Source organism: Mangrovibacillus cuniculi (assembly GCF_015482585.1).
Taxonomy (GTDB): Bacteria; Bacillota; Bacilli; order Bacillales; family R1DC41; genus Mangrovibacillus; species Mangrovibacillus cuniculi.
This window is the reverse complement of the sequence record NZ_CP049742.1, coordinates 1935824-1958538: the sequence shown is the minus strand read 5'-3', so window position 1 is coordinate 1958538 and position 22715 is coordinate 1935824. Positions and strand designations below refer to the sequence as shown.

Below are 22715 nucleotides of genomic sequence, written 5' to 3'. Positions count from 1 at the left end.
ATTTTAGCATATGCATTCATTCTGCAGTGTCATAGTATCAGTTAAAATATTTAGCATATTAAAAAAGGGGTACATTCGTTTTTGAAATGTACCCCTTTAGCTCTGTATTAAGCTTTTTCTTATTAACTATACTCCAACTCATTATATCCAAGTGTGGCAAGTTGTCCCGCATTCATGCCGGCTAGTTTTCCTGTAATTAGTGCAGAAGTTATATTATAACCACCTGTGTATCCATGCAGGTCTAATACTTCTCCACAGAAATATAATCCTCTAACAAATTTGGAACCCATCGTTTTCGGGAATACTTCCTTCACTGACACACCCCCACCTGTCACGAAAGCTTTTTCAATAGATAAAGTACCGTCAACAAGGACAATCCATCCTTTGATAAAGCCGGCTAACGCCCGCATTCGTTCTTGACTTATCGTATTCATCGGTGCCTCAGCATCTACTTCTGCATGTTCTAATAAGAAGAGTAAATACCGTTCTGGAACTAATCCTTTTAACGCATTTTTGGCTGCTTTCTTTTCGTTATTAGACTGAATGGAGCGTATTTCTTGGAAAACTTGCTCTTCATTTTGAGAAGGCATGCTGTCTATTTTTATTGAGATTTCCTTTTCTTCTCGTTTCCATTGTTCTTTTACCACATATTGACTACAACGGAGAATAGCAGGGCCGGATAATCCAAAATGTGTAAATAACATGTCCATTTGGTGTGTTACGATAGGACGTCCTTTTTTATTCAATACACTAACCGCAACATCTCTTAGTGCTAGTCCTTGAAGAGATTTGTTGCGAATGTATGGTTCACTAGAGGTTAAAGGAACTTCGGTTGGGAAAAGTGTGGTAATCGTGTGTCCAGCGCGTTCTGCCCAAGGATACCCATCTCCAGTAGAACCTGTTTGAGGAACAGATTTACCCCCAACTGCAATCACAACGGAAGTAGCATGTAGTTCCTTTCCGTCTTGTAGAAGAATCCCAGAGATTTCTTTTTCTTCGTTAAATAACAAGTCTGCAACTTTTGTATTTACTCGTCGATCCACATTTAACTCGTCTAAGCGTCTTAGCATCGCGTCGACCACAGACTGAGCCTGGTTATTTACAGGAAACATTCTTCCGTGATCTTCTTCCTTTAAAGCAATGCCTAGTCCTTCGAAGAATTCAATAATATTTTCGTTGTTATATACCGAAAAAGCACTGTATAGAAAACGTCCGTTTCCTGGAATGTGCTGAATGATTTCATCAACTGGCTTTCTATTGGTTACGTTACATCTACCGCCACCTGAAATAGCCAATTTTCTTCCTAATTTAGACCCTTTATCAACAAGTAATACGCGAGCACCTTCTTCACCAGCAGCAATTGCCGCCATTAAACCAGAAGGACCTCCGCCTATAACGATTACATCATATGCCAAAATCTTCACCTAACTTTCTTAAATAAGAAAACATTTCTAGTTTCTCTTTTACTTTTCTTTTCATTAAACCATGGTATGATAAAATTTGTTTTAAATCTATAGAAACGATAGACTAAACTTATGAATTTAAAGATAGAGGATATTTTTCCTCCTTGGAAGGGATCACTATGTCATCAAAATTGTTACGTGGAACGTTCATTTTGACGTTAGGAACGTTCGTTTCAAAGTTTTTAGGTCTTTTTTATATCATTCCTTTTGTTATGATTATTGGTGCGGATTCTGAAGATTTCCTTCAATTATATAATTATGGATATGTCCCTTATACCATCTTTATCTCCATTGCTACTGGCGGATTACCACTTGCCGTTTCTAAATACATAGCAAAATATAATGCTGTAGAAGAGTATGCTATAGGTAGAAAGCTATTCAGGTCAAGCGTTAAGTTGATGCTGTTATCGGGTACTTTAGCTTTCCTCTTTCTATTTTTACTCGCACCATTATATGTTAAACTCGCGATTGGAGATTTAAATGGAGGGCCATTTACAGAGAAAGATGTAATCAATGTCATTCGTACAGTTAGCTTTGCTTTGATTTTGGTTCCATTTCTGAGTATTATTAGAGGTTTTTTTCAAGGGCATCAATCAATGGGTCCTTCATCAGTAAGCCAAGTTGTTGAGCAAATAGTTCGAATTGCATTCTTACTTACAGGAGCATTTTTAGTGGTAAAAGTTTTTGGGGTAGCAGAGTATTAGCTATCCAAGCAGCTACCTTTGCAGCATTTGTAGGTGCAATAGGCGGTTTATGTGTTTTATTTTGGTATTGGAAAAAAAGAAAACCCCATTTGGACAAACTTCTGGAACAAGATAAAGGAGAGCTTACAGTATCCTTACCTGAAATGTATAAAGAGATTGTTAAGTCAGCTTTTCCTTTTGTGATTGTTGGGATTGCTATTCCTCTATATCAAATGATAGATACATTATTGTTTACAAGAGCAATGGAGTTAGCTGGAGAAGCTAAAACGAGTGCGTTATCACTACTTGGGGCGATGAGTTTCTCTTCCCATAAACTTGTGATGATCCCAGTTTCGTTAGCTACAGCATTTTCGTTAACCCTTGTCCCACTTATTACAGCTTCATTTGTAAGAGAAGAACCGAAACAATTAAAGAAGCAAATTGATACAATTTTTCAGATTTTGTTGTTCTTAACGATCCCTGCTGCGCTAGGTATGAGCTTACTAGCGGAACCTTTATACACAGCATTTTTTGGGTACAGTGAAATCGGTGGCGATATTTTACGACAATACGCTCCGGTAGCAATCGGCTTTGCACTTTTTTCTGTATCTGCAGCGATCCTACAAGGAATAAACAAGCAAAAATTTACAGTGTTCAGTTTCTTGATAGGATTTGTGTGTAAACTAGCTTTAACGGTTCCGTTAGTGTATATGGTAGAAGAGACTGGATTAATTCTATCCTATATAGTTGGGTTTACAGTTTCAATCGTAATGAATGCTATCGTAATCAGAAGAAGTATCGATTATCAATTTACTTTAGTCTTTAGACGGGTGTTGTTAATGATTTTGATGAATCTCGTCATGTTAGGAGCAACGGCGATATTATATTTAGGCTTAAAAAATGTATTAGATGTGAGTGTGAGAATGGAAGCGATAGCCATTACAGCAGTGTGTGGATTAGTGGGGATGGTTTTATATTTTCTACTAGCACTTCGATTAAGACTGGCTGATAAGCTATTTGGGAGTCAGATGAAAAAAGTAAGGCGTAAACTTCGCTTAGAAGAAGCGTAAGAGAAATGAGGAGTTTTGAATGAGAGCAGATAAATTATTAGCTCATTTAGGCTATGGTAGTAGAAAGGAAGTAAAGCACCTGTTAAAAGCGGGTGCTCTTGTAGTAGATGGTGTTGCAATTAAAGATGCAAAAAAGCATGTAGACACGAAGAATGCCTCTATTGAAGTTCACGGTGAAAAAGTGGAATACAGGGAGTTCGTTTATTTAATGATGAATAAGCCACCTGGGGTAATTTCTGCGACAGAAGATCATCGTGATGAAACAGTAGTAGATTTATTGGAATTCGAAGATCGCATTATGGATCCACATCCTGTTGGTAGACTAGACAAAGACACAGTTGGTCTATTGCTTCTAACAAATGATGGGCAATTGACACACCAATTACTATCTCCAAAGAAGCATGTACCGAAGACATACTTTGCTAAAATTGACGGAAAAGTAACAGATTCAGATGTGGCAGCTTTTGCAGAAGGTGTTACGTTAGATGATGGCTACGTTACAAAGCCTGGAAAGTTAACTATTCTTCAAACAGGAGAGACATCAGAGATTGAACTGACCATAATGGAGGGAAAGTTCCATCAGGTAAAAAGGATGTTTGAATCTGTTGGGAAGAAAGTGACCTATCTAAAGAGGATTTCTATGGGGCCTCTAGCTTTAGATGAAGATTTACAAGAGGGAGAATATCGTGAGTTAGACGAAGAAGAAGTGCAATTACTGCGAGATGGATCTTCACTTTCTTGAGATAGATGCTTAAAATGAGAAAAGCGCACCTAATCAGATGCGCTTTTTTCATTTTACACGGTAATGTAGTATAAAATTATGGAATACCGCGTTTGGCGGATTTACTTTACTAGGAAGTCAGTTTCACTTTTTTTTCGGTTGCTGTCCATTTGCCACGGCAAGGACTCTCTACTAAGTTGTTGTAAGCTAAGACATTCAAGTCACGTTGAATTGTACGTGGTGTAATACCAAATTCATCAACAAGATCTTGTGTCGTGACAACCCCATGATCCTTGATAAACATATAAACAGATTTAATACGGGTTAACATGCGATTAGTTGAAGGTTTCAAAAAACCACTCCCTCATCTTTTTTTGATAGTCAAAGACTGCGGACGGCATTTTACATACTGCAACGCTCATGTGTGAACCAATTATATGTAGAATCTAGGATGGGCGGACAACTCCTTTTAGTAAAAAATTTACCTTGAATCGTCTGACAATTATATTGTACCCATTATTATTAAAGTTTTCTAGTTTTTTCGGAGAAATTTACAAAACTTTAAAATAATCGTTACGAAATTGTGAGGAATGTTAAATGGGTGAAATTTCATATTTCCTCTATTGTATTTTTCTGTATAATTAACCCAGTGATAAAAAGGAGTTGGAAAAATGAACAATACATTTTCGGATCGTCCAGTCGATCTCATCCATCCATCAGAATCTAGATGGTTTGGTATCGCATTAGTCTTCAGTATTCTATCGTATGTAATCTTTGCTTTAACAATTGTAGGAATACCCATTATTATAGGAATCATTCTATTTTTCTTATTTATTCATGGATTAAATATGGCAATGATTCGCCAAAATGCTGTGAAGCTATCTTCGGAACAATTTCCAGAGTTATATGAGAAATTAGAAACCCTTTCCAGTAACATGGGGTTAAAGTCTGTTCCAGATTGTTATGTGATGGAATCTCAAGGGATGTTAAATGCTTTCGCTACAAGATTTGTTCGTAGAAACATGGTAGTCGTCTATTCTACTATTTTCGAACTAATGGAAGAAGGTGCAGAAGAGGAAGTGTTATTTGTGTTTGCACATGAATTTGCTCATCTTAAGCGTAGACACATTGTATCTCAAGGATTAATTATTCCATTTATGCTAGTACCGTTCGTTGGAACAGCGTATTCAAGAGCTTGTGAGTTTACTTGTGATCGTATGGCTGCTTACTACACTACTCCTTCCGCTGGGGAAAATGGATTAGCTGTATTATCCATTGGTAAGCAACTTTATCGAAGAGTAAACATGAGCGCTTTTATTCAGCAACAAGAAGCAGAGCGAGGCTTCTTTGCTACATTAAGTGAGTGGCTATCTACTCACCCACCTTTACCAAAGCGTGTTCATGAACTAAAACGTCACTTTGATACTAGTTATGAAGGAAAACTAAAAGGGCCAAATGCTACTGTGTATATCTCTATCGCTTTGGTTGTCCTTTTCTACATCGGATCAATTGTATGGGTTACGTATGCAGTTATTTCTTCTCCATGGGAATTCAGTGAAGAAGAGTTCTCAACAGTAGATCTATCCCCAATGTTCTTGGCCGTAGAAAATAGTGATATAGAGGAAGTTGAGACTCTAGTTAACCAGGGGTCTAATCTAGAAGAAACAAATGAAATGGGGCAAACATTACTTCACCATGCAGTAGCTTACTCTGATGAAAAGACAATACTATATTTAATTGATCAAGGATTAGATATAAATGCAACAGATGATTATGGATATACCCCGCTAATGGATGCAATCTCCTTTAGCACAAAAGAAGTAGTAGAGTTATTATTAGAGAACGGTGCAGACCCGCTAGCTCCTGATATGTCTTATAATGCATATAATGTTGCAGAAGAAATGGGTAATGAAGAGTACTTAGAGACTTTTGAATAAATGATAACCATAAAAAAGGAGAATTCTTAAAAATTCTCCTTTTTTATTTGTGTCTATAAGTAAAGAAGGAACTTAATAAAAATCACCGCCTAGCAGACTTCTAGCTTAGAAAATACACATATTTGGGGTTGGAGCGGAAGGGGGCGACTCCTACGGGAAAGGTGGGTTACTGAGACCCCACAGGAGCGTCAACTTAGAGATGCCATGTCTAGCTGCAGGTGCGCAACCGCTCGGGAAACTCCGAAAGCCCTGTTGTGGCTGAAAAGCTGCCTCCTCGGTCTTCCAAAGTTTCCTGCCGCGGCTATACGCGTGCCTTCCGCTTTTCGAAGCCCCCTGCCGCGGAAATCCCTGTGCAGTCATTTTCGGGTTTTGGCCCGGCCTCTTTTGTTTGGCTATTTTACACAGTGAGTAACGCTTTCCTTCTTCCAAAAAAATCAGTACAATGTGTCTAACAAGATAAAGGGGTGTTTACATGGATTGGCAAAAAGAAGTAGAAAAACGAAAAGATCAGTTGATTGAAGATTTACGAGGATTGTTAGCAATCCGTAGTGTGCTAGACGAATCAACAGCCACAGAAGATGCACCATTCGGACCAGAAGTGAAAAAAGCTCTTACATATATGCTTGATTTAGGAAAACGAGATGGCTATGAAACAGAAGAAGTAGAAAATGTTGCTGGACACTTAGAGATGGGACAAGGAGAAGAAAGTGTTGGAATCCTCTGTCACGTAGATATTGTTCCAGAAGGAGAAGGTTGGTCTTATCCTCCGTTTGAAGGTGTCATAGACAATGAACGCATTTATGCTCGTGGTGCAATTGATGATAAAGGTCCAACGATGGCAGCATATTACGCAATGAACATTATCAAAGAACTAGGATTCACATTGAATAAACGAGTTCGAATGATTATTGGTACTGATGAGGAAAGTGAATGGCGTTGCGTGAATACATATTTTAAAGAAGAGGAAATGCCAACTATTGGTTTTGCTCCAGACGCTGACTTTCCAATCATACATGCGGAAAAAGGATTAGTTGACATGGTGGTAAATATTCCAGGTAGTGAAGTAAACAACGGTGAACTTGCTTTACTTTCCTTCCAATCAGGTCAACGATTTAATATGGTACCTGATCGTGCGAAGGCTATCCTAAGTGGAGAAGAGAGAACTACACATTGGTTACAAATGTTCCGTGATTATTTAGAAGAAAATAAATTAACGGGTGGTGTAGAAGTAGAAAATGGTCATATTGTTTTAACCGTAGAAGGAGTTTCTGCCCATGCAATGGAGCCAGAAAATGGGGTGAATGCAGGATTACATTTAGCGAACATTTTAGCTAAACTTCCATTAGATGAAGGTGGACAAAAATTTGTAGGGTTCCTATCATCTTCATTTTTCGGTCAAAGTAGAGGACAGGGAATAGGTTTCCGTTACTCAGATGATATTACTGGTGATCTAACTGTAAACATTGGTACGATGAGTTACAATAAAGAATCAGGTGGCAAGGTAGGAGTAAATATGCGCTACCCTGTTACATTTGAGTTTTTACCTCAGTTTGACCAATGGAAGAAGGAAGTAGAAGCGCTATCTTACACGTTGTCTTTAAAGACGCACATGACACCTCACCACGTAGCAAAGGACGATCCATTTATTCAAACGCTGTCTAAGGTGTATGAAGAGCAAACAGGTGAAAAAGCAGAGTTACTAACAATTGGTGGGGGAACATATGCACGTTCTCTGGAAACAGGAGTTGCTTTTGGTGCCATGTTCCCTGGTCGTCCAGATGTTGCTCATCAGAAAGATGAATATATGGAATTAGAAGATTTATGGAAAGCGACAGCCATTTATGCGCAAGCAATTTATGAATTAGCAGTAGAAAAATAAAGATTGTGAGGGGCTCACGATGACATTATATCTTTGGAATGACCAATTGGTAGATAAGAACCAAATTAAGATTGATATAGAGGACCGCGGGTATCAGTTTGGAGATGGGGTTTACGAAGTAGTAAAGGTGTATAATGGTGCCCTTTTTACCGCGAAAGAACATCTTACGAGACTTGGTCAAAGTATGCAAAAGATAGGGATGGAGACGCCCTTTGATTTAAGTAATTTACATCGCCTTTTAGAAGAACTAGTCGAGAAGAATGGTTTGCAGGATGGGATGATTTACTTGCAGGTAACTCGTGGAACACATGCGAGACAACACTGGTTCCCACCTGCTGATACGCCTGTTGTTGTAACGGGATATACGAAAGAGATGCCTAGACCGGCATCTTTAATGGAGAAAGGTGTAAAGGCACATATAACAGATGATATTCGATGGTTACGTTGTGATATTAAAAGCTTAAACCTTTTAGGGAATGTCCTTGCTAAGCAAGAAGCTACGAAGCATGACGCTTTCGAAGCGGTATTACATCGTGATGGTACTGTTACAGAAGGCTCGTCTTCTAATCTTTACATGGTGAAAAATGATGTAATTTATACGCATCCTGCTACAAATTTAATTTTAAACGGGATTACCAGACAAGTGTTGTTGGCAGTATGTAGGAAAGCTGGTCTAACAGTTGTGGAGAAGCCTTTCACTTTAGATGAGTTACGTTTAGCAGACGAGTGTTTCTTAACGAGTACGACATCTGAAGTAATGCCGATTGTACAAATTGATAACGACTTAGTTTCAAGTGGGGAAGTTGGTCCAATTACAAGAAAGTGCCAATCGTTATTCACTTCATTAATTGAGCAATCTTGTTTAGTTTAAAAACAAATTAGAGTTGTAGAGAAACACCATAGTGACTACAAGGGGATTTGCGCTACAGGGGGGACGCGTTCCGCGGGGCGGTGCCGAGCCTCCTCGTCGCTAAAGGGCGCGCTCCTGTGGGGTCTCGACTTACCGCTTCAATCCCGCTGGAGTCGCCCCCCTTCCGCTCCAATCCCAAAAGATTGACAGAGGAAAAGCATTAGAACTGCAATCTAATGTTTTATAAGAACTTAGATATATTATATTATCCAAAAACAGGTAGGTCCTCTAAAAGGCCCACCTGTTTTTTATATCGGTCTCAACTTTAGTCAGCCAAATGATACTCTGTAGACTATTACTCGGAAAACAAGTCACTGGATAGATATCTCTCGCCCGTATCACAAGCGATACATACAACGAAGCTTCCCTTTGGCAAGTCTTTTGCTACGTTGATGGCTGTGAAACATGCAGCACCGGATGATGGACCTACCAGGATGCCTTCTTCACTCGCTAGTCTTTTCACCGTTTCGTATGCTTCTTCATCTTTTATTTGATGAATCTTATTGTAGATGTCTTGGTTTAAAATCTCAGGGATGAAACCTGGGCTAGTTCCCACTAGTTTATGCTTACCAGGTTTTCCACCTGAAAGAACGGGAGATCCTGCTGGTTCTACTACATGAATCTCCACATCTGGGTATTCTTCTCTTAACACTTCTCCAGTACCTGTTATAGTCCCACCCGTACCTGCAGTTGCAATGAATGCACTTAAAGGTTGGTTTAGTTGATTTGCTGCCTCAATAATCTCAGGACCAGTAGAACGTCTATGAGCTTCAGGATTTGCATCATTTTCAAACTGCATTGGCATAAAGCTATTAGGAATTTCATCTACTAATTCTTTCGCTTTCTTAATAGCACCTGGCATTTTTTCATCACCTGGCGTAAGAACCACTTCTGCACCATAAGCTTTAAGTAAGTTAATACGCTCTGACGTCATCGTATCTGGCATCACTAAGATTGCTCGATATCCTCTTGCTGCTGCATTCATGGCTAACCCTATTCCTGTATTTCCACTAGTTGGTTCAATTATGGTAGAACCTGCTTTCAATAACCCTTGCTCTTCTGCTTGGATAATCATTTGAAACGCAGCACGGTCTTTAACACTTTTACTTGGGTTATAATATTCTAATTTTAAATAAACATCTGCTCCATTTGGATCTGCTAAACGTTGTAACTTTACTAATGGTGTATCTCCGATTAAATCGGCTATATTGTGAACTACTTTCATCCTAATTCCTCCTGCAAGATACTCTGATTCGTTTGATGCATTTTCTATAGTACTTATTGTACATAAATAACAAGATATCTTTCAAATATTCGAGTCGATTGCTATAGTAAGAAATGGTAATTATTTTGAATATGTAGAAAGAATTCAAAAAGCCGATACAACTAATAGATTGAAAAGAAATTAGGTGATACGTGTGGCACAATTAATTAAATGTCAAGATTATATATCAAGGTATGAGATGGATATTTATCGTTATCCATCACAGTATGTACGATTAAAGAAACAACATTGGGACGCTCTTTTAGAAATGTGGTTAAAGGACGAATGGCCAGAGAATGAAACCATTATCGTGGAAGAAACAAAAATTAGTCTCTTTACTAAAATGAGAGAATTTGTGAAGAAAAAACCTTCTAAACTTCTCGATAGTGCAGTGGAAGAAAAAGGAGAAGAGAGACCTGCTTTTACCTTTTTACCTCATTTAAGTTATGTACCAGATACGGAAGAAGAATTAAAGCAGTTTTTCTTAGATCAACTGTATTCTTTTCAGTTAACTTGGGCCAGCTCAACGTTTACACAGCGATCTATCATGGATAGAAAATATCAATATGATCCTACGTTACGATATTTGCTTCAAAGATTTCCAGATACCTTTTTAGTTTTATATGAACCGATTTTATTAATAAAAAAGGCTCCTGTGGAATGCCACACAATCTTGATCTCTCCAACAGATGTATGGTGCATTGTTTTTCTAGAAGGGAAAGAAAATGAAGCCTATATAGGATCAAAGGAGAGGTTTTGGGAAAAGAAGTTTGGGGATTCATCTGCAAAAGTGTTAAATCCTGTTGTAGCCCTAAACAGAATGGAAAGCATTGTCCACTCTATTTTTCAACATCATCAAGTGGATTTACCTATAAAGAAAGTTGTTATCTCAAGAACTGGATATGTGGATTACCCAAGCCCCCAACTGATTTAACCATATTAGATAAACGAACGTACCCGGAATGGTTTATGCTACAACGAAAGATGAGGTCGCCAATTAAGAACAGTCAAATTCGTGCCGCGGACGCCATTTTAAAACATGCACAGACAAGTAGCTTTAGGAGGTCTCCTTTACATGACGAAGAAGTCAATCCTTTTGTGATGGAAGTAGATGAAAGTCCTGCTGAAAAAGAAGAATAACACATTGCCTGTAAAACCGGACAGGGTAAAAGAATAAAGTAGAAGAAAGGTAAATGGCTATTTTTTAGAGACGGTGGCTAGAATGGAAGTATGTATTGTAGAAAGGAGCTACTTCTATGCTCAAAATAGATCGTCCATATTCTGTTTTTGTAGATACATTAACCACGCTAACTGTCATTATGCCATTTGATTATATGAAAGATCGAAACCCTTTTTTTACTTTTGTTCATAAGACGGATACTCCGTTACCCATTATTCATACAGAGATGTTGGAAGGCGCGAAGAAATTTATTTTACAACTGAATTTTGAATGGAAATTTGGAGAGACAATTTGGATTCAGGATGACATACAAACTAGTGTAGATGTTCAGGTAGGTGCTGTGGTTAGAACAAGTGATTTTGATGAGAAGTGGCATTCGAACGAAGAAAGATTCGGAGTTTGGGTAGATACGGAAACCACAATTTTTAAGTTGTGGAGTCCTACAGCTACAGAAGTAAAAGTTCGTTTGTATAGTTCTGAAACAGTGGATTATTCTTTAAAACGAGAGGATAAAGGTGTTTGGAATTTTCAAATTAACCAAAACCTTTCAGGAATTAAATATACATTCCTTTGTAAACACAACCTAGTTTGGTATGAGACTGTGGATCCATTTGCAGTATGCACAACTCCTAATAATGAATTTGGAATAATAAAAGATTTTTCTGATTGGATAGCACCTTCTAAGTTAGAGAATGCTCACCATACTCCTATTATTTATGAGGTTCATTTACGAGATTGGACCATACATCCTAATAGTGGAGTAAAGCAAAAAGCCATTTTTAATGGATTTGTAGAATCAAACACCGTTCATTCCCATAACAAATCTTTTTCTACAGGGTTAAATTACTTGAAAGATTTAGGTATCACTCATGTGGAACTATTACCAATCAACTCATTCTTCGGAGTGGACGATGAGAATGGTTTAGAAGCGTATAATTGGGGGTACAATCCACTTTATTTCAATTCCCTGAAGAATGCTTACGGCTCTATCCCTTCTGATGCTTTTCATACAATGGAAGAGTTTAAAAAGCTTGTAGATGTTATGCATGACAATGGTATAGGGGTTATTGTCGATGTGGTGTACAATCATGTGTATGATAGAGAATTGTCAGCCTTTGAGAAGATTGTTCCAGGCTACTTTTTTAGACATAACATTCATGGAACCCCATCTGATGGGACGGGTGTTGGAAATGATGTTGCTACAGAAAGACGAATGGTAAGACAGTTTATTTTACAATCCCTCCGCTATTGGTATTCTACTTATCATGTAGATGGATATAGGTTTGATTTATTAGGTATTTTTGACTTAGATATGACAAATGAAATAATTAAATGGCGTGATGAGGAGGCTCCTTCTTTATTACTGTTAGGAGAAGGCTGGGATTTACCAACAGAGCTTCCGCAAGAAAAGAAAACGACCACATACCATGCAAGCCAGGTTCCAGGCATGTACTTCTTCCATGATCGATTTCGAGACATGATTAAAGGGAATACATTTGAGGAGTTGTCGCATGGAATTGCGTTAGGTGTTACGGACCAGTTAGAGTTATTGTATAAACACTTTTTACGACAAGATCACTATCTACCATTTCATCAAGCAGTTAATTATGTAGAATGTCATGATAATTACACACTGTGGGATAAATTTTCACTGGCAGCTCCATACTTAAACGAAGAAGAGAGGAAATTACGACACCTTTTAGCAACTTGCTTAGTTATTTTTTCTAATGGGATCCCTTTTCTCCATGCTGGTCAGGAATTCTTTCGGACTAAAGAAGGAGTAGAGAATAGTTACCAATCTCCTGATAGTATTAATCAAGTAGATTGGGATTTAGCTGTGCATAATCTCAGCTATATACAAAAAGTAAAACTAGCATTAAAAGTAAGAAATAACTTTTCTGTTTTCTGGGAACCAGAGAGTAAATCTCTTCCTATTGGGATCCATCATCAAGAAAAATGGATATCATGGCAATTAACCAACGGTAACGGGGAAACACTTTCCTTCTTTTGTACGGTTGGGAGAAATAAAGTGAATGTACCAATCTATGAGGGAGAAGTATTGTTTACGCTATCGAACGCTTCCAACAATGTGTTTATAGATAAACAGGTACAAGGTCCTGAATTTATTGTCGTGAAAACATAAGGGTGTTTTTGACAGGTTTATGTCGAAACTTCTTGACGAAAGGTTGCCAGAAACGATAATATGATGTAAGGTGGCTTTTGGGGTATCTTTGTCCTCAATTGCTTTTTTTTGTTACACATGCTACAAGGCAAAAGACGGTATGATATTAACGCTTTAAGCGGAATAAACGAAGGTGAATGAAGTTGGACTATTTATTTGGACAGGGATGGGAGATAATCCCGGCTGGCGGAGCGACTGGAGAAGCGTTCTTTGCTATACATGATGATCAAAAGCTTTTCTTAAAGCGCAATGCTTCCCCGTTTATTGCGGTTCTGTCCGCGGAGGGAATTGTTCCTAAACTTGTCTGGACGAAACGACTAGAAAGTGGGGACGTCATTACAGCACAAGAGTGGCTTGAAGGTAGAGAATTAAAGCCTGCTGATATGCGTATGCCGCTTGTTGGTGACCTTCTAAGTAAAATACATCAATCTAAGCCTTTGTTAACGATGTTAAAGCGCATTGGGAAACAACCGTACACGCCTTATGAAATGTTGATGCAAATCGAGACGACTCTAACGAAAGAAGTTGTGCTACATCCAAGCGTTCAAGCTGCATTGAGTTATCTAGATCAACATGTAGATGAAGTGTATACGGAGGATTTGGTAGTATGCCATGGAGACTTAAATCATAACAACTGGCTGTTAACTGAGGCGAACCAATTATATTTGATTGATTGGGAAGGCGCCGTAATTGCGGACCATGCTTTAGATTTAAGTATGATTTTATATTGGTATGTAGAAAAAGACGAGTGGGCTGATTGGTTACATCATTATGGTTTAGATATGAATGAAAGCCTCTTGCTTCGATTAAAGTGGTACATGATAGGTCAAACATTACTTTCCATCCAGTGGTCTAAAGAACAAAATCGAGACCACGAAGTGAAAAGTAGTCTCGCCTTTTTAGAAAAATGCTTATAATTTATAATGGTTGTTCAATTGTGTAGCCCAATCTCCAAGATTAGATTGATAAGAAGAGATATGTTGATCTAATTGTTGAGAAGTGCTACCGGATTTACTATAAACAGAAATATCTTCCAGTATTGATTTCATTTCTTGTTCGGTATTTGGATTAGACAATAAAGATTGGACTAGCCTTTCCATTTGCTCACATTCTTGATTAGATCCACAACAATCGGTTTGTTGGTTTTGCAAAAGATCTGCTAGTAAGCGTACTTGATCAGATGTTTGTAAAGGCATATTATTCTTCCTTTCGATTTCAATTTGAACCATTTGGGGACATAACCATAGTGTGTGTGTTCCCTTTTTAATTATTCTTCATAGAGGTGAACGAGATGAGATTACGTCATAAGCCTTGGGCAAGTGATTTCTTACAGGAGCATAACTCCATCGCGATTTCGAATCCATTCGACTATAAAGGAAAATGGAAAGAACTTTTTGGAAACGACCACCCTATTCATATTGAGGTAGGAACTGGTAAAGGACAATTCTTAGCTGGTATGGCAAAAGCAAATCCAGAAGTAAACTACATTGGTATTGAGATGTATGAGAGTGTCATTGTTAGTGCAGTACAAAAAGTTATTGATGAAGACATTCCTAATTTTAAATTAATTAATATTGATGCAAGAGAACTGACTAATTTCTTTGCAGATGGAGAAATTGGCAGAGTTTACTTGAATTTTTCTGATCCTTGGCCAAAAACTAGACATGAAAAGCGTCGTTTAACACATAAATCTTTTTTAGATTTATATAAGCAAGTGTTGGTTGATGGTGGGGAACTTCATTTTAAGACAGATAATCAAGGGCTCTTTGAATACTCGTTAAAAAGTTTTTCGTGGTATGGTTTAAGTTTAAATTGGTTAAGTTTGGACCTTCATAAAAGTGACATAGAAGGTAATATCATGACTGAATACGAAGAGAAGTTCTCTTCGCAAGGATATAGAATATACCGTGTGGAAGCTAAGTTCCCATCTGAAAAGTAAGGAATGAAAGAGGCTTGGACAAAACCCAAAAGTGACTGCACAGGGATTTCCGCTGCAGGGGGACGCTTTCCACTACGAAAAGCGAAAGGCGCGCGTTCAGCCGCGGCAGAAAAGTTTGGAAGACCGAGGAGGCAGCTCTTCAGGCACCGGAGGGCTTTTGGACTTTTCAGAGCGGTTGCGCACCTGCAGCTGGACACGGCCTCACTTTGCGTACGCTCCTGTGGGGTCTCAGTAACCCACCTTTCCCGTAGGAGTCGCCCCCTTCCGCTCCAATCCCAAAGATTTATTATGTAAATGCACTAATACTGCAATAATAGTAACTCAAATATAACGTGAAAAAGGTACATTCGTTTTATTGAATGTACCTTTTTCTTTTTGTTTGTGTGCCAGAGGATGGAAAAGAAGAAACCCGAGATAACGTCTATAGCTCATATACTAAATAAGTAGGGAAATGCAAATATTCTGCCAAATACCTACATGCGTGATACAATAGTAATAGGAGGGGATAGGATGGAAAAGCTTCATATTGGTAAATTTGCTGTAACTTGGCTTCGCGGCGGTATTACTCAGATGGATGGTGGGGCAATGTTTGGTGTTGTTCCTAAACCTTTATGGTCGAAAAAGTATCCTCACAATGAAAAAAATCAAATTCCATTAAGAACAGATCCTTTACTTATTCAAGTAGAAGGGAAAAATATTTTATTGGAAGCTGGCATAGGAAACGATTTATTAACAGAAAAACAACAAAGAAACTATGGTGTGTCAGAGGAATCACTTGTTGAACAAGACTTAACGTCTCTAGGATTAACTCCAAACGACATTGATATTGTATGTATGACACATGTGCACTTTGACCATGTATTGGGACTTTCTAAAATGCAAGGTGGCACAAGAACTAGCATGTTCCCCAATGCGGAAATTTACATAAGCGAAGTAGAATGGAACGAAATGCAAAACCCTAATATCCGTTCTCGTAATACATACTGGGAAGAGAATTATCGACCTATAGAAAAACAAGTGAAAACATTTAAAGAAGAAATCACCATTGTAGAAGGCTTAAAAATGACTCATACAGGTGGACATAGTAATGGTCACAGTGTAGTTACCATTTCTTCAGAAGGGGAACACCTCATTCATATGGGAGATCTGATGCCAACGCATGCCCATTTTTCCCCGCTATGGGTTCTAGCTTATGACGATTATCCAATGACATCCATTGAGCAAAAACAACGATTCATACAGCCTCAAATAGAAAAAGATGCTTGGTTTACTTTTTATCATGACGCGGTGTTCCGTGCGGTGAAGTTTTCATCTGATGGAACGATACAAGAATCCATTAAACGTGAATAAACTATGAAAAGCTTTCTTTGTTTATATAACAAAAAAGATGTCTAAATCGGAATCCCGATCTAGACATCTTTTTAAAGCTTACTTTTCTAAATGTATAGAAATAACAGCACCAGTAGAGGCATCTAGTTGCAGGGAAAAAGATCTCATCGTGTCTTGATCTTTTACTGTAAGCCCAGCATTATAAATGGATGTCTCAATTTTTTCCCGTACCAATGTTTCAGGCTTTAAGTGAATCCAAGAGCCTGTTACCGTATAATGTTGTTGAAAGGCACTCTTTACCCGTTGAAGTGCTTTTTCAGGAGAAGCATTTACTTTTTTTTGTGTCACTTGATATGCAAGAACAGAACTGACAGAGCCAACAAGTAAACCTAATAGAAAAGATGAATTCTTCACAACCAACAACTCCTTTATTAACCTATTTATAAGTATACCAAATAATATACAATGTGTAAGTCACATGAAAGGACGATTACATAATGAATGAAAAAACATTATCTTTATTTAAAACACTAACAGAATTACCGGGAGTTCCTGGACAAGAACATCTAGTTCGTAAATTTATGAAAGAAGAGTTAGCGAAAGTTTCAGATGAAGTAGTTCAAGATAATCTTGGTGGCGTGTTTGGACTGAAAAAAGGACCTGAAAACGGACCTACTATTATGGTTGCAGGACACATGGATGAAGTTGGGTTTATGGTTACGTCCATCACTAAGCAAGGATTAATCAGATTCCAAACGCTTGGTGGATGGTGGAACCAAGTAATGCTTGCACAAAGAGTTCAAGTCATGACAACGAACGGACCAATTGATGGTGTCATTAGCTCTATCCCACCTCATTTATTAACAGAAGAAATTCGTCAAAAACCGATGGATATTAAAAATATGTTAATCGATATTGGAGCAGACAATGAAGAAGACGCTAGAGCACTTGGCGTAAAACCAGGTCAAATGATTACACCGGTTTGCCCATTTACACCAATGGCAAATCCAAAGAAAATTATGGCGAAAGCTTGGGATAACCGTTACGGTTGTGGTCTTGCTTTGGAACTTTTACAAGAAGTTGCAGGAGAAACACTGCCTAACACACTGTATTCTGGAGCTACTGTTCAAGAAGAGGTTGGGTTGCGTGGAGCGCAAGTTGCTGCAAATATGATTAACCCAGATCTGTTTTTTGCTTTAGATGCATCTCCAGCAAATGATATGACTGGCGATCCGAAAGAATTCGGAAGACTTGGAGAAGGTGCGTTACTTCGAATTCTAGATCGATCTATGGTTACACACCGTGGAATGAGAGAATTTGTATTAGACACTGCTGAAAGCAATAAAATTCCTTATCAATACTTTGTTTCCCAAGGTGGAACAGATGCAGGTAGAGTGCATATGTCAAACAACGGTGTACCAAGTGCTGTAATTGGTATCTGCTCTCGATACATTCACACGTCCTCTTCTATCGTTCATGTAGATGATTATGCTGCAGCAAAAGAGTTAATTGTGAAATTAGTGAAATCGGCTGATGCTTCTACTGTGAAGACCATTAAAAGCCAAGCGTAAGAGGTTTCCCAATATGAAAGTGATGGTAGGCTCCAAGAACCCTACAAAAATAGAAGCAGTAACAAATGCATTTATTTCGTGTGAATACAAAATAGAAGTACAGGGTAGTGATATTCCCTCATTTGTTTCTGCTCAACCTATTGGACATGAAGAGACTAAGCTTGGTGCCATTAATCGGGCGAAACAGGCAGTAATTGGGAATGATATTGGAATTGGATTAGAAGCTGGAATAGTCATTATGGACGACGCATACTATCTGTGCAACTGGGGCGCGCTGGTTCATTCCTCAGGCGAATTATTTGTAGCTGGAGGCCTTCTCTTGCCACTTCCAAACTTTTTATATGAACACTTGCATGCTGGTGAAGAGTTAGGTCCACTGGTAGATCAATTTTGGAATAGACAGAATACAAAACACCAAGAAGGTATAGCTGGGATTCTGACAAATAATCGAGTGAAACGTACAGATTTATTTGTTCAAGTGGTACTTCCACTGATTGGTCAATGGGAAGAAAGTCGCTAAATATTCCTCTCTTTCTCCAATTTTCGACAACCTCTTATTGCATGCATTCTATGAAAACGCTATGATTAACATATATTGTAGTCAAGGGTTGGAGGGAGTTTGGAGAATGTTGAAAGGAAAAGGGCTATTCGCCTTACTTACCATACTATTTTTAGCTGGTTGTCAAGGAAGCGTGGAAGATCAGCTAAAGGGATCAAAGTCTATTTTAGAAGAGCCATCAACTATTGAAGTTGCTGCACCAAATGAATCAACAGAAGGATTAAGTTTTCATTTGCCTTCTAATGTGAAAATTATAGAAACTTCACCTAGTAATATTATATTAGAAGGAAATAATCAAACATATATTGTCTTCTTTAATCCATTTGAAGATGAATTTAGTAAATCTCTCTATGAAGAAGAAAAAAGTAGGAGAGAGAATGTTACACTCTCAACAGTAAAGGAAACAGATGAAGGATATTACTATTCGTTTATTGATTCTATCGAGGATGATCGATATCGAATCATTATAGGACGAGGAGGAGTTAAAGTAACTACTGAGTCAAGTGGAGATACTATTCTTTCTAGTGTGAAAACAATGGTAACCATGTTACGTTCATCTGATGTAAGTAAATAAATTGTTGGAAAGCTGCCAGGAATCCTCTGGCAGCTTTTTTGTTACGTGATCAGTAACAACTCATCGTTGACCACGTGATGTGGTCTGCACTTAGATGAGTATACTTATCGAGTCCCATAAAGAAAAGATATCCTCCTAATGAGTAAGTCCCTGATTAAAAATTTAGTGTAGTATCCTTTTCCTCATTTGGGGTAAGGTAACAAGTGATTGCCTTACATATTTTCCTCTAGACATTTATTACATCTGTCTTTACACTTGAATAGAAAGTGAGGAGAATGGTTATGAAGAAATACATAAAAGAGCAAGGTGTATCTCTTTCTGTAAAAGCATATGTAATTGATGCACTTACGTATATGGCATTAGGACTTTTTAGTTCTTTAATAATCGGTGTTATTATTAAGACTATTGGAGAGCAATTAGGCGTTTCTATTCTAGTGGAAATAGGAACTATCACAATGGGATTAGCTGGACCTGCAATTGGGGTCGCGATTGCATATGGACTTCAAGCACCTCCATTAGTATTATTCTCTGCCGTAATTGCAGGTAGTGTCGGTTTTACTTTAGGAGGTCCAGCTGGAGCATATGTTACATCTGTGATAGCAACGGAGTTCGGTAAGTTAGTTAGTAAACGAACAAAAGTAGATATTTTGGTAACACCACTTGTCACTATTTTGGTGGGTTACTTTATCGCTTCGATTGTTGGGCCACCAGTCTCGTTTTTTATGACTTCGTTAGGTGAAACTATTAGTTGGGCGACAGAACAAAGACCAATTATCATGGGAATAATAGTTGCATTATTAATGGGGTGGGCTTTAACTGCACCAATCTCTAGTGCAGCCATAGCTTTCATGTTAGATTTGAGTGGATTAGCAGCGGGTGCAGCGACGATTGGGTGTAGTGCTCAAATGGTTGGATTTGCGGTGTCTAGTTATCGGGAAAATAAGATTGGAGGTCTTATCGCACAGGGGATAGGAACTTCCATGCTTCAGGTACCAAACATTTTAAGGCACCCTCTCATTATTATTCCTCCAACAATAGCTGGTGTCGTTCTATCTCCCATTGGAACGGCGTGGCTAGCGATGGAAAATAATGCAGCTGGAGCAGGGATGGGTACGAGTGGTTTAGTAGGTCAAATAATGACTTTTACCACGATGGGATTTAGTGTAGATGTATTGATAAAAGTTCTTTTACTCCACATCATTGGTCCTGCTGTGTTATCCTTATTAATATCAGAATGGATGAGAAAGAAACAGTACATTAAATATGGACAAATGACTATTGATACAGGAGGCACCCAAAAATGAAAAAGCTTGAGAGTGTAGAACAATTTGAATCATTTAAACAAGAAGGAAAATATGTATTTATGTTTTCTGCTGATTGGTGTCCAGACTGTCGAGTAATCGAGCCAATTTTACCTGAGGTAGAGAGTAAATTTAGCGAATATCATTTTATTTATGTAGATCGAGATCAGTTTTTGGACCAATGTATCCAGCATGACATTTTCGGAATTCCGAGCTTCCTAGTGTTTACGGATGGAACTGAGACTGGAAGATTTGTCAGTAAAGATCGTAAAACGCAAGAAGAGATTGAAAAATTCTTGCAAGAAGCAACGAAGTAATTCATTTCAAGACCCTAACTTGGTGTTGGGGTCTTTTGTTACGTAAACTATTAATATCCTTTTATCATGAATGGAGGAATGACGATGAAGATGACTTCGGAGTTAATGAAGACAACGTTAACGAATCGCTTACAAAAAGAAGAGCGTTCGATTACTTATAATAAGAAAGAAGACCAGCTACGAATTGAGGATACGAAGACTGGTAAAGGGGTGACGCTTTCCATCCCTAACATGATTGTTAAATGGGAGAGAACGAAAGAAAAAGCATTTGACGAGATTGTTTACTATGTCGAAGAAGCCTTGCACGCAATGACTGACCAACAAGGATTAAATGGACAAGAACAAAATATCTTCCCTGTCATTCGTTCTACTTCTTTTCCGAATGAATCAGAGAGAGGTTCTGCTTTTATTGTTTCAGAGCATACGGCAGAAACAAGAGTGTATTATTCCGTTGACCTGGGAACAACGTATCGATTAATTGATCAAGCTTTCCTAGAAAAAGAAGGCTGGACAGAAGAACAAGTAAAAGAAGTGGCAAGGTTTAATGTGAAAAAACTATCTACACCTTTAAAGAAAGATACAGTTGCAGGAAATCATTTTTATTTCTTAGCAACGAAAGATGGATACGATGCAAGTAGAATTTTAAATGAACGCTTTTTAGAAGAGTTTTCAGAGAGTGTTACTGGAAAAATGGCAGTTGCTGTGCCGCATCAAGATGTACTAATATTAGCAGATATTCAAAATGAAACTGGTTATGATATACTTGCACAGTTGACAATGAGTTTTTTCTCAAATGGTCACGTTCCGATTACGGCTCTGTCATTTTTATATGAGTCTTCAGAACTAGAACCTATTTTTATATTAGGAAAAAATAGACGTGTAGAAAAGGAGTAAGTAGAAATGTTGCATATGTTTTATAACAAAGAAGGTATTGGTGACGTGTTATTAGCTACTTCTAAAGAGGTAGGACAAGAGAAAGTTCATGTAGATCGAAAAGGAAATGTAGCTCGTGTTATCGAAACTTCTTCGAATGAGACGATTGGATACAATATTTTTGAGGTTTCTTTTCACCTTTCATTAGAAGCGAATGGACAAGTTGAGCTAACGGAGGAGTTAGTGAATCAAGTTAATGAGTTGATTAAAGCAGAGGGCTTTGAGGATCTGTTAGTAGCTGATTTATCTCCTAAGTTTGTTGTTGGACATGTTGTGGAAAAAGAGAAACATCCTAATGCAGATAAGTTAAGTGTGTGCCAAGTGGATTTAGGCGATGAGAAGGTACAGATTGTTTGCGGTGCGCCAAATGTAGAAGCTGGGCAGAAAGTAGTGGTAGCAAAGGTTGGAGCCGTAATGCCAAGCGGTATGTTAATTAAAGATGCAGAGCTACGCGGTTTACCTTCTTCAGGCATGATTTGTTCCGCTCGTGAGTTGGCAATTCCAAATGCTCCAGAGGTGAAGGGAATTTTAGTTCTTGGTGATGATGCAGTGGTTGGAACTGAGTTTCCGGTAGGTAAATAGGTTTAGGACGAAAAGACACTTCCATTCTTGGGGTGTTTTTTCTTTTATATGCTGAGTGACTGCACCATTTTCGGCTCATTCGTGTGAAGCATTGCTTCACACGCCTTTCAGCTTTGCTGAAAGGTAGGAAGATGTGTAGGAAGTCTTTTAGGAAAGCTAGCTTTCCCTGCGACTTCCTACACATCTTCCTAAATGAGCCGAAAATTTACAAAGCTTGTTTTGGCCATCACATTTCTACCATAACAAAAGCCACTCGTAATTTCTGTTTATTGTGCTACAATTTGATGTGACGAATATTCACAAATGAAGGATGTTGACATA

Annotated in this window: 24 protein-coding genes; 19 read left to right on the top strand and 5 right to left on the bottom strand. The window is 38.2% G+C overall.

Annotated features, from left to right (window positions below):
- Positions 1-122: 122 nt before the first annotated feature.
- On the bottom strand, positions 123-1415 hold the full coding sequence (locus tag G8O30_RS10035) for a BaiN/RdsA family NAD(P)/FAD-dependent oxidoreductase (RefSeq protein ID WP_239671951.1): 1293 nt from the start codon (positions 1413-1415) through the stop codon (positions 123-125).
- A 167-nt stretch (positions 1416-1582) separates the two neighbouring features.
- Here G8O30_RS10035 and G8O30_RS16215 point away from each other — a divergent pair, with 167 nt between their 5' ends.
- From G8O30_RS16215 to G8O30_RS10025, 3 genes are read left to right on the top strand one after another with little or no spacing between them, the layout of a single operon-like run.
- Positions 1583-2167 carry an oligosaccharide flippase family protein gene (locus tag G8O30_RS16215; RefSeq protein WP_338040616.1) on the top strand — a complete coding sequence of 195 codons (585 nt, stop codon included), beginning with the start codon at positions 1583-1585 and terminating at the stop codon, positions 2165-2167.
- On the top strand, positions 2110-3216 hold the full coding sequence (locus tag G8O30_RS10030; protein ID WP_338040680.1) for a lipid II flippase MurJ: 1107 nt from the start codon (positions 2110-2112) through the stop codon (positions 3214-3216). The genes G8O30_RS16215 and G8O30_RS10030 overlap by 58 nt, the downstream gene beginning before the upstream one ends.
- Positions 3217-3235: 19 nt before the next feature.
- A complete protein-coding gene (locus G8O30_RS10025; RefSeq protein ID WP_239671950.1) occupies positions 3236-3958 on the top strand; it encodes a pseudouridine synthase in 723 nt (240 codons plus the stop codon).
- Between the two features lie 109 nt (positions 3959-4067).
- Here G8O30_RS10025 and G8O30_RS10020 read toward each other — a convergent pair whose 3' ends face one another.
- Positions 4068-4289: a DeoR family transcriptional regulator gene (locus tag G8O30_RS10020; RefSeq protein ID WP_239671949.1), complete on the bottom strand. Its 222-nt coding sequence runs from the start codon at positions 4287-4289 to the stop codon at positions 4068-4070.
- Between the two features lie 319 nt (positions 4290-4608).
- Between G8O30_RS10020 and G8O30_RS10015 the strand changes: the two genes are divergently transcribed.
- The 3 genes from G8O30_RS10015 (at position 4609) to dat (ending at position 8624) form a co-directional block, all read left to right on the top strand.
- Positions 4609-5874, top strand: a complete 1266-nt coding sequence (locus G8O30_RS10015) for a M48 family metallopeptidase (protein WP_239671948.1) — start codon at positions 4609-4611, stop codon at positions 5872-5874.
- Between the two features lie 472 nt (positions 5875-6346).
- On the top strand, positions 6347-7753 hold the full coding sequence (pepV, locus tag G8O30_RS10010; protein ID WP_239671947.1) for a dipeptidase PepV: 1407 nt from the start codon (positions 6347-6349) through the stop codon (positions 7751-7753).
- Between the two features lie 19 nt (positions 7754-7772).
- Positions 7773-8624: a D-amino-acid transaminase gene (dat, locus tag G8O30_RS10005; protein WP_239671946.1), complete on the top strand. Its 852-nt coding sequence runs from the start codon at positions 7773-7775 to the stop codon at positions 8622-8624.
- A gap of 334 nt (positions 8625-8958) precedes the next feature.
- On the opposite strand, the gene cysK is transcribed toward dat, so the two are convergent.
- On the bottom strand, positions 8959-9888 hold the full coding sequence (cysK, locus tag G8O30_RS10000) for a cysteine synthase A (RefSeq protein WP_239671945.1): 930 nt from the start codon (positions 9886-9888) through the stop codon (positions 8959-8961).
- A gap of 193 nt (positions 9889-10081) precedes the next feature.
- Here cysK and G8O30_RS09995 point away from each other — a divergent pair, with 193 nt between their 5' ends.
- From G8O30_RS09995 to G8O30_RS09980, 4 genes are all read left to right on the top strand, one after another.
- Positions 10082-10861, top strand: a complete 780-nt coding sequence (locus G8O30_RS09995) for an NERD domain-containing protein (protein ID WP_239671944.1) — start codon at positions 10082-10084, stop codon at positions 10859-10861.
- A 35-nt stretch (positions 10862-10896) separates the two neighbouring features.
- Complete coding sequence (locus tag G8O30_RS09990; protein WP_239671943.1) at positions 10897-11067, top strand: hypothetical protein; 171 nt, start codon at positions 10897-10899, stop codon at positions 11065-11067.
- Positions 11068-11183: 116 nt separating this feature from the next.
- A complete protein-coding gene (gene pulA, locus G8O30_RS09985) occupies positions 11184-13250 on the top strand; it encodes a type I pullulanase (protein ID WP_239671942.1) in 2067 nt (688 codons plus the stop codon).
- Positions 13251-13432: 182 nt separating this feature from the next.
- A complete protein-coding gene (locus tag G8O30_RS09980; RefSeq protein ID WP_239671941.1) occupies positions 13433-14206 on the top strand; it encodes a phosphotransferase family protein in 774 nt (257 codons plus the stop codon).
- Here G8O30_RS09980 and G8O30_RS09975 read toward each other — a convergent pair.
- Positions 14201-14485, bottom strand: a complete 285-nt coding sequence (locus G8O30_RS09975) for a YtzH-like family protein (RefSeq protein ID WP_239671940.1) — start codon at positions 14483-14485, stop codon at positions 14201-14203. The genes G8O30_RS09980 and G8O30_RS09975 overlap by 6 nt on opposite strands.
- 95 nt (positions 14486-14580) lie before the next feature.
- Between G8O30_RS09975 and trmB the strand changes: the two genes are divergently transcribed.
- Positions 14581-15228 (top strand): tRNA (guanosine(46)-N7)-methyltransferase TrmB, encoded by a 648-nt coding sequence (trmB, locus tag G8O30_RS09970; protein ID WP_239671939.1) that lies wholly within the window; start codon positions 14581-14583, stop codon positions 15226-15228.
- 510 nt (positions 15229-15738) lie between these two features.
- Positions 15739-16578, top strand: a complete 840-nt coding sequence (locus G8O30_RS09965; RefSeq protein WP_239671938.1) for a YtnP family quorum-quenching lactonase — start codon at positions 15739-15741, stop codon at positions 16576-16578.
- Between the two features lie 78 nt (positions 16579-16656).
- Here G8O30_RS09965 and G8O30_RS09960 read toward each other — a convergent pair whose 3' ends face one another.
- The gene (locus G8O30_RS09960) at positions 16657-16971 is read right to left on the bottom strand and encodes a hypothetical protein (protein WP_239671937.1); all 315 of its coding nucleotides are present in this window, start codon (positions 16969-16971) and stop codon (positions 16657-16659) included.
- Between the two features lie 83 nt (positions 16972-17054).
- Here G8O30_RS09960 and G8O30_RS09955 point away from each other — a divergent pair, with 83 nt between their 5' ends.
- The 7 genes from G8O30_RS09955 to ytpR all read left to right on the top strand — a co-directional run bounded on the left by G8O30_RS09955 (position 17055) and on the right by ytpR (position 22394).
- Complete coding sequence (locus G8O30_RS09955; protein ID WP_239671936.1) at positions 17055-18128, top strand: M42 family metallopeptidase; 1074 nt, start codon at positions 17055-17057, stop codon at positions 18126-18128.
- 13 nt (positions 18129-18141) lie between these two features.
- Positions 18142-18648, top strand: coding sequence for a DUF84 family protein (locus G8O30_RS09950; protein ID WP_239671935.1), 507 nt, complete (start codon positions 18142-18144; stop codon positions 18646-18648).
- 106 nt (positions 18649-18754) lie between these two features.
- A complete protein-coding gene (locus tag G8O30_RS09945; RefSeq protein ID WP_239671934.1) occupies positions 18755-19261 on the top strand; it encodes a hypothetical protein in 507 nt (168 codons plus the stop codon).
- A 281-nt stretch (positions 19262-19542) separates the two neighbouring features.
- Entirely contained in the window at positions 19543-20565 is a 1023-nt protein-coding gene (locus G8O30_RS09940; RefSeq protein WP_239671933.1) for a PTS sugar transporter subunit IIC, read from the top strand.
- A complete protein-coding gene (locus G8O30_RS09935) occupies positions 20562-20879 on the top strand; it encodes a thioredoxin family protein (RefSeq protein ID WP_239671932.1) in 318 nt (105 codons plus the stop codon). Before G8O30_RS09940 ends, G8O30_RS09935 begins: the two co-directional genes overlap by 4 nt.
- A gap of 84 nt (positions 20880-20963) precedes the next feature.
- Complete coding sequence (locus G8O30_RS09930; RefSeq protein WP_239671931.1) at positions 20964-21773, top strand: DUF1444 domain-containing protein; 810 nt, start codon at positions 20964-20966, stop codon at positions 21771-21773.
- Between the two features lie 9 nt (positions 21774-21782).
- On the top strand, positions 21783-22394 hold the full coding sequence (ytpR, locus tag G8O30_RS09925) for a YtpR family tRNA-binding protein (protein WP_239674536.1): 612 nt from the start codon (positions 21783-21785) through the stop codon (positions 22392-22394).
- Positions 22395-22715: the final 321 nt, after the last annotated feature.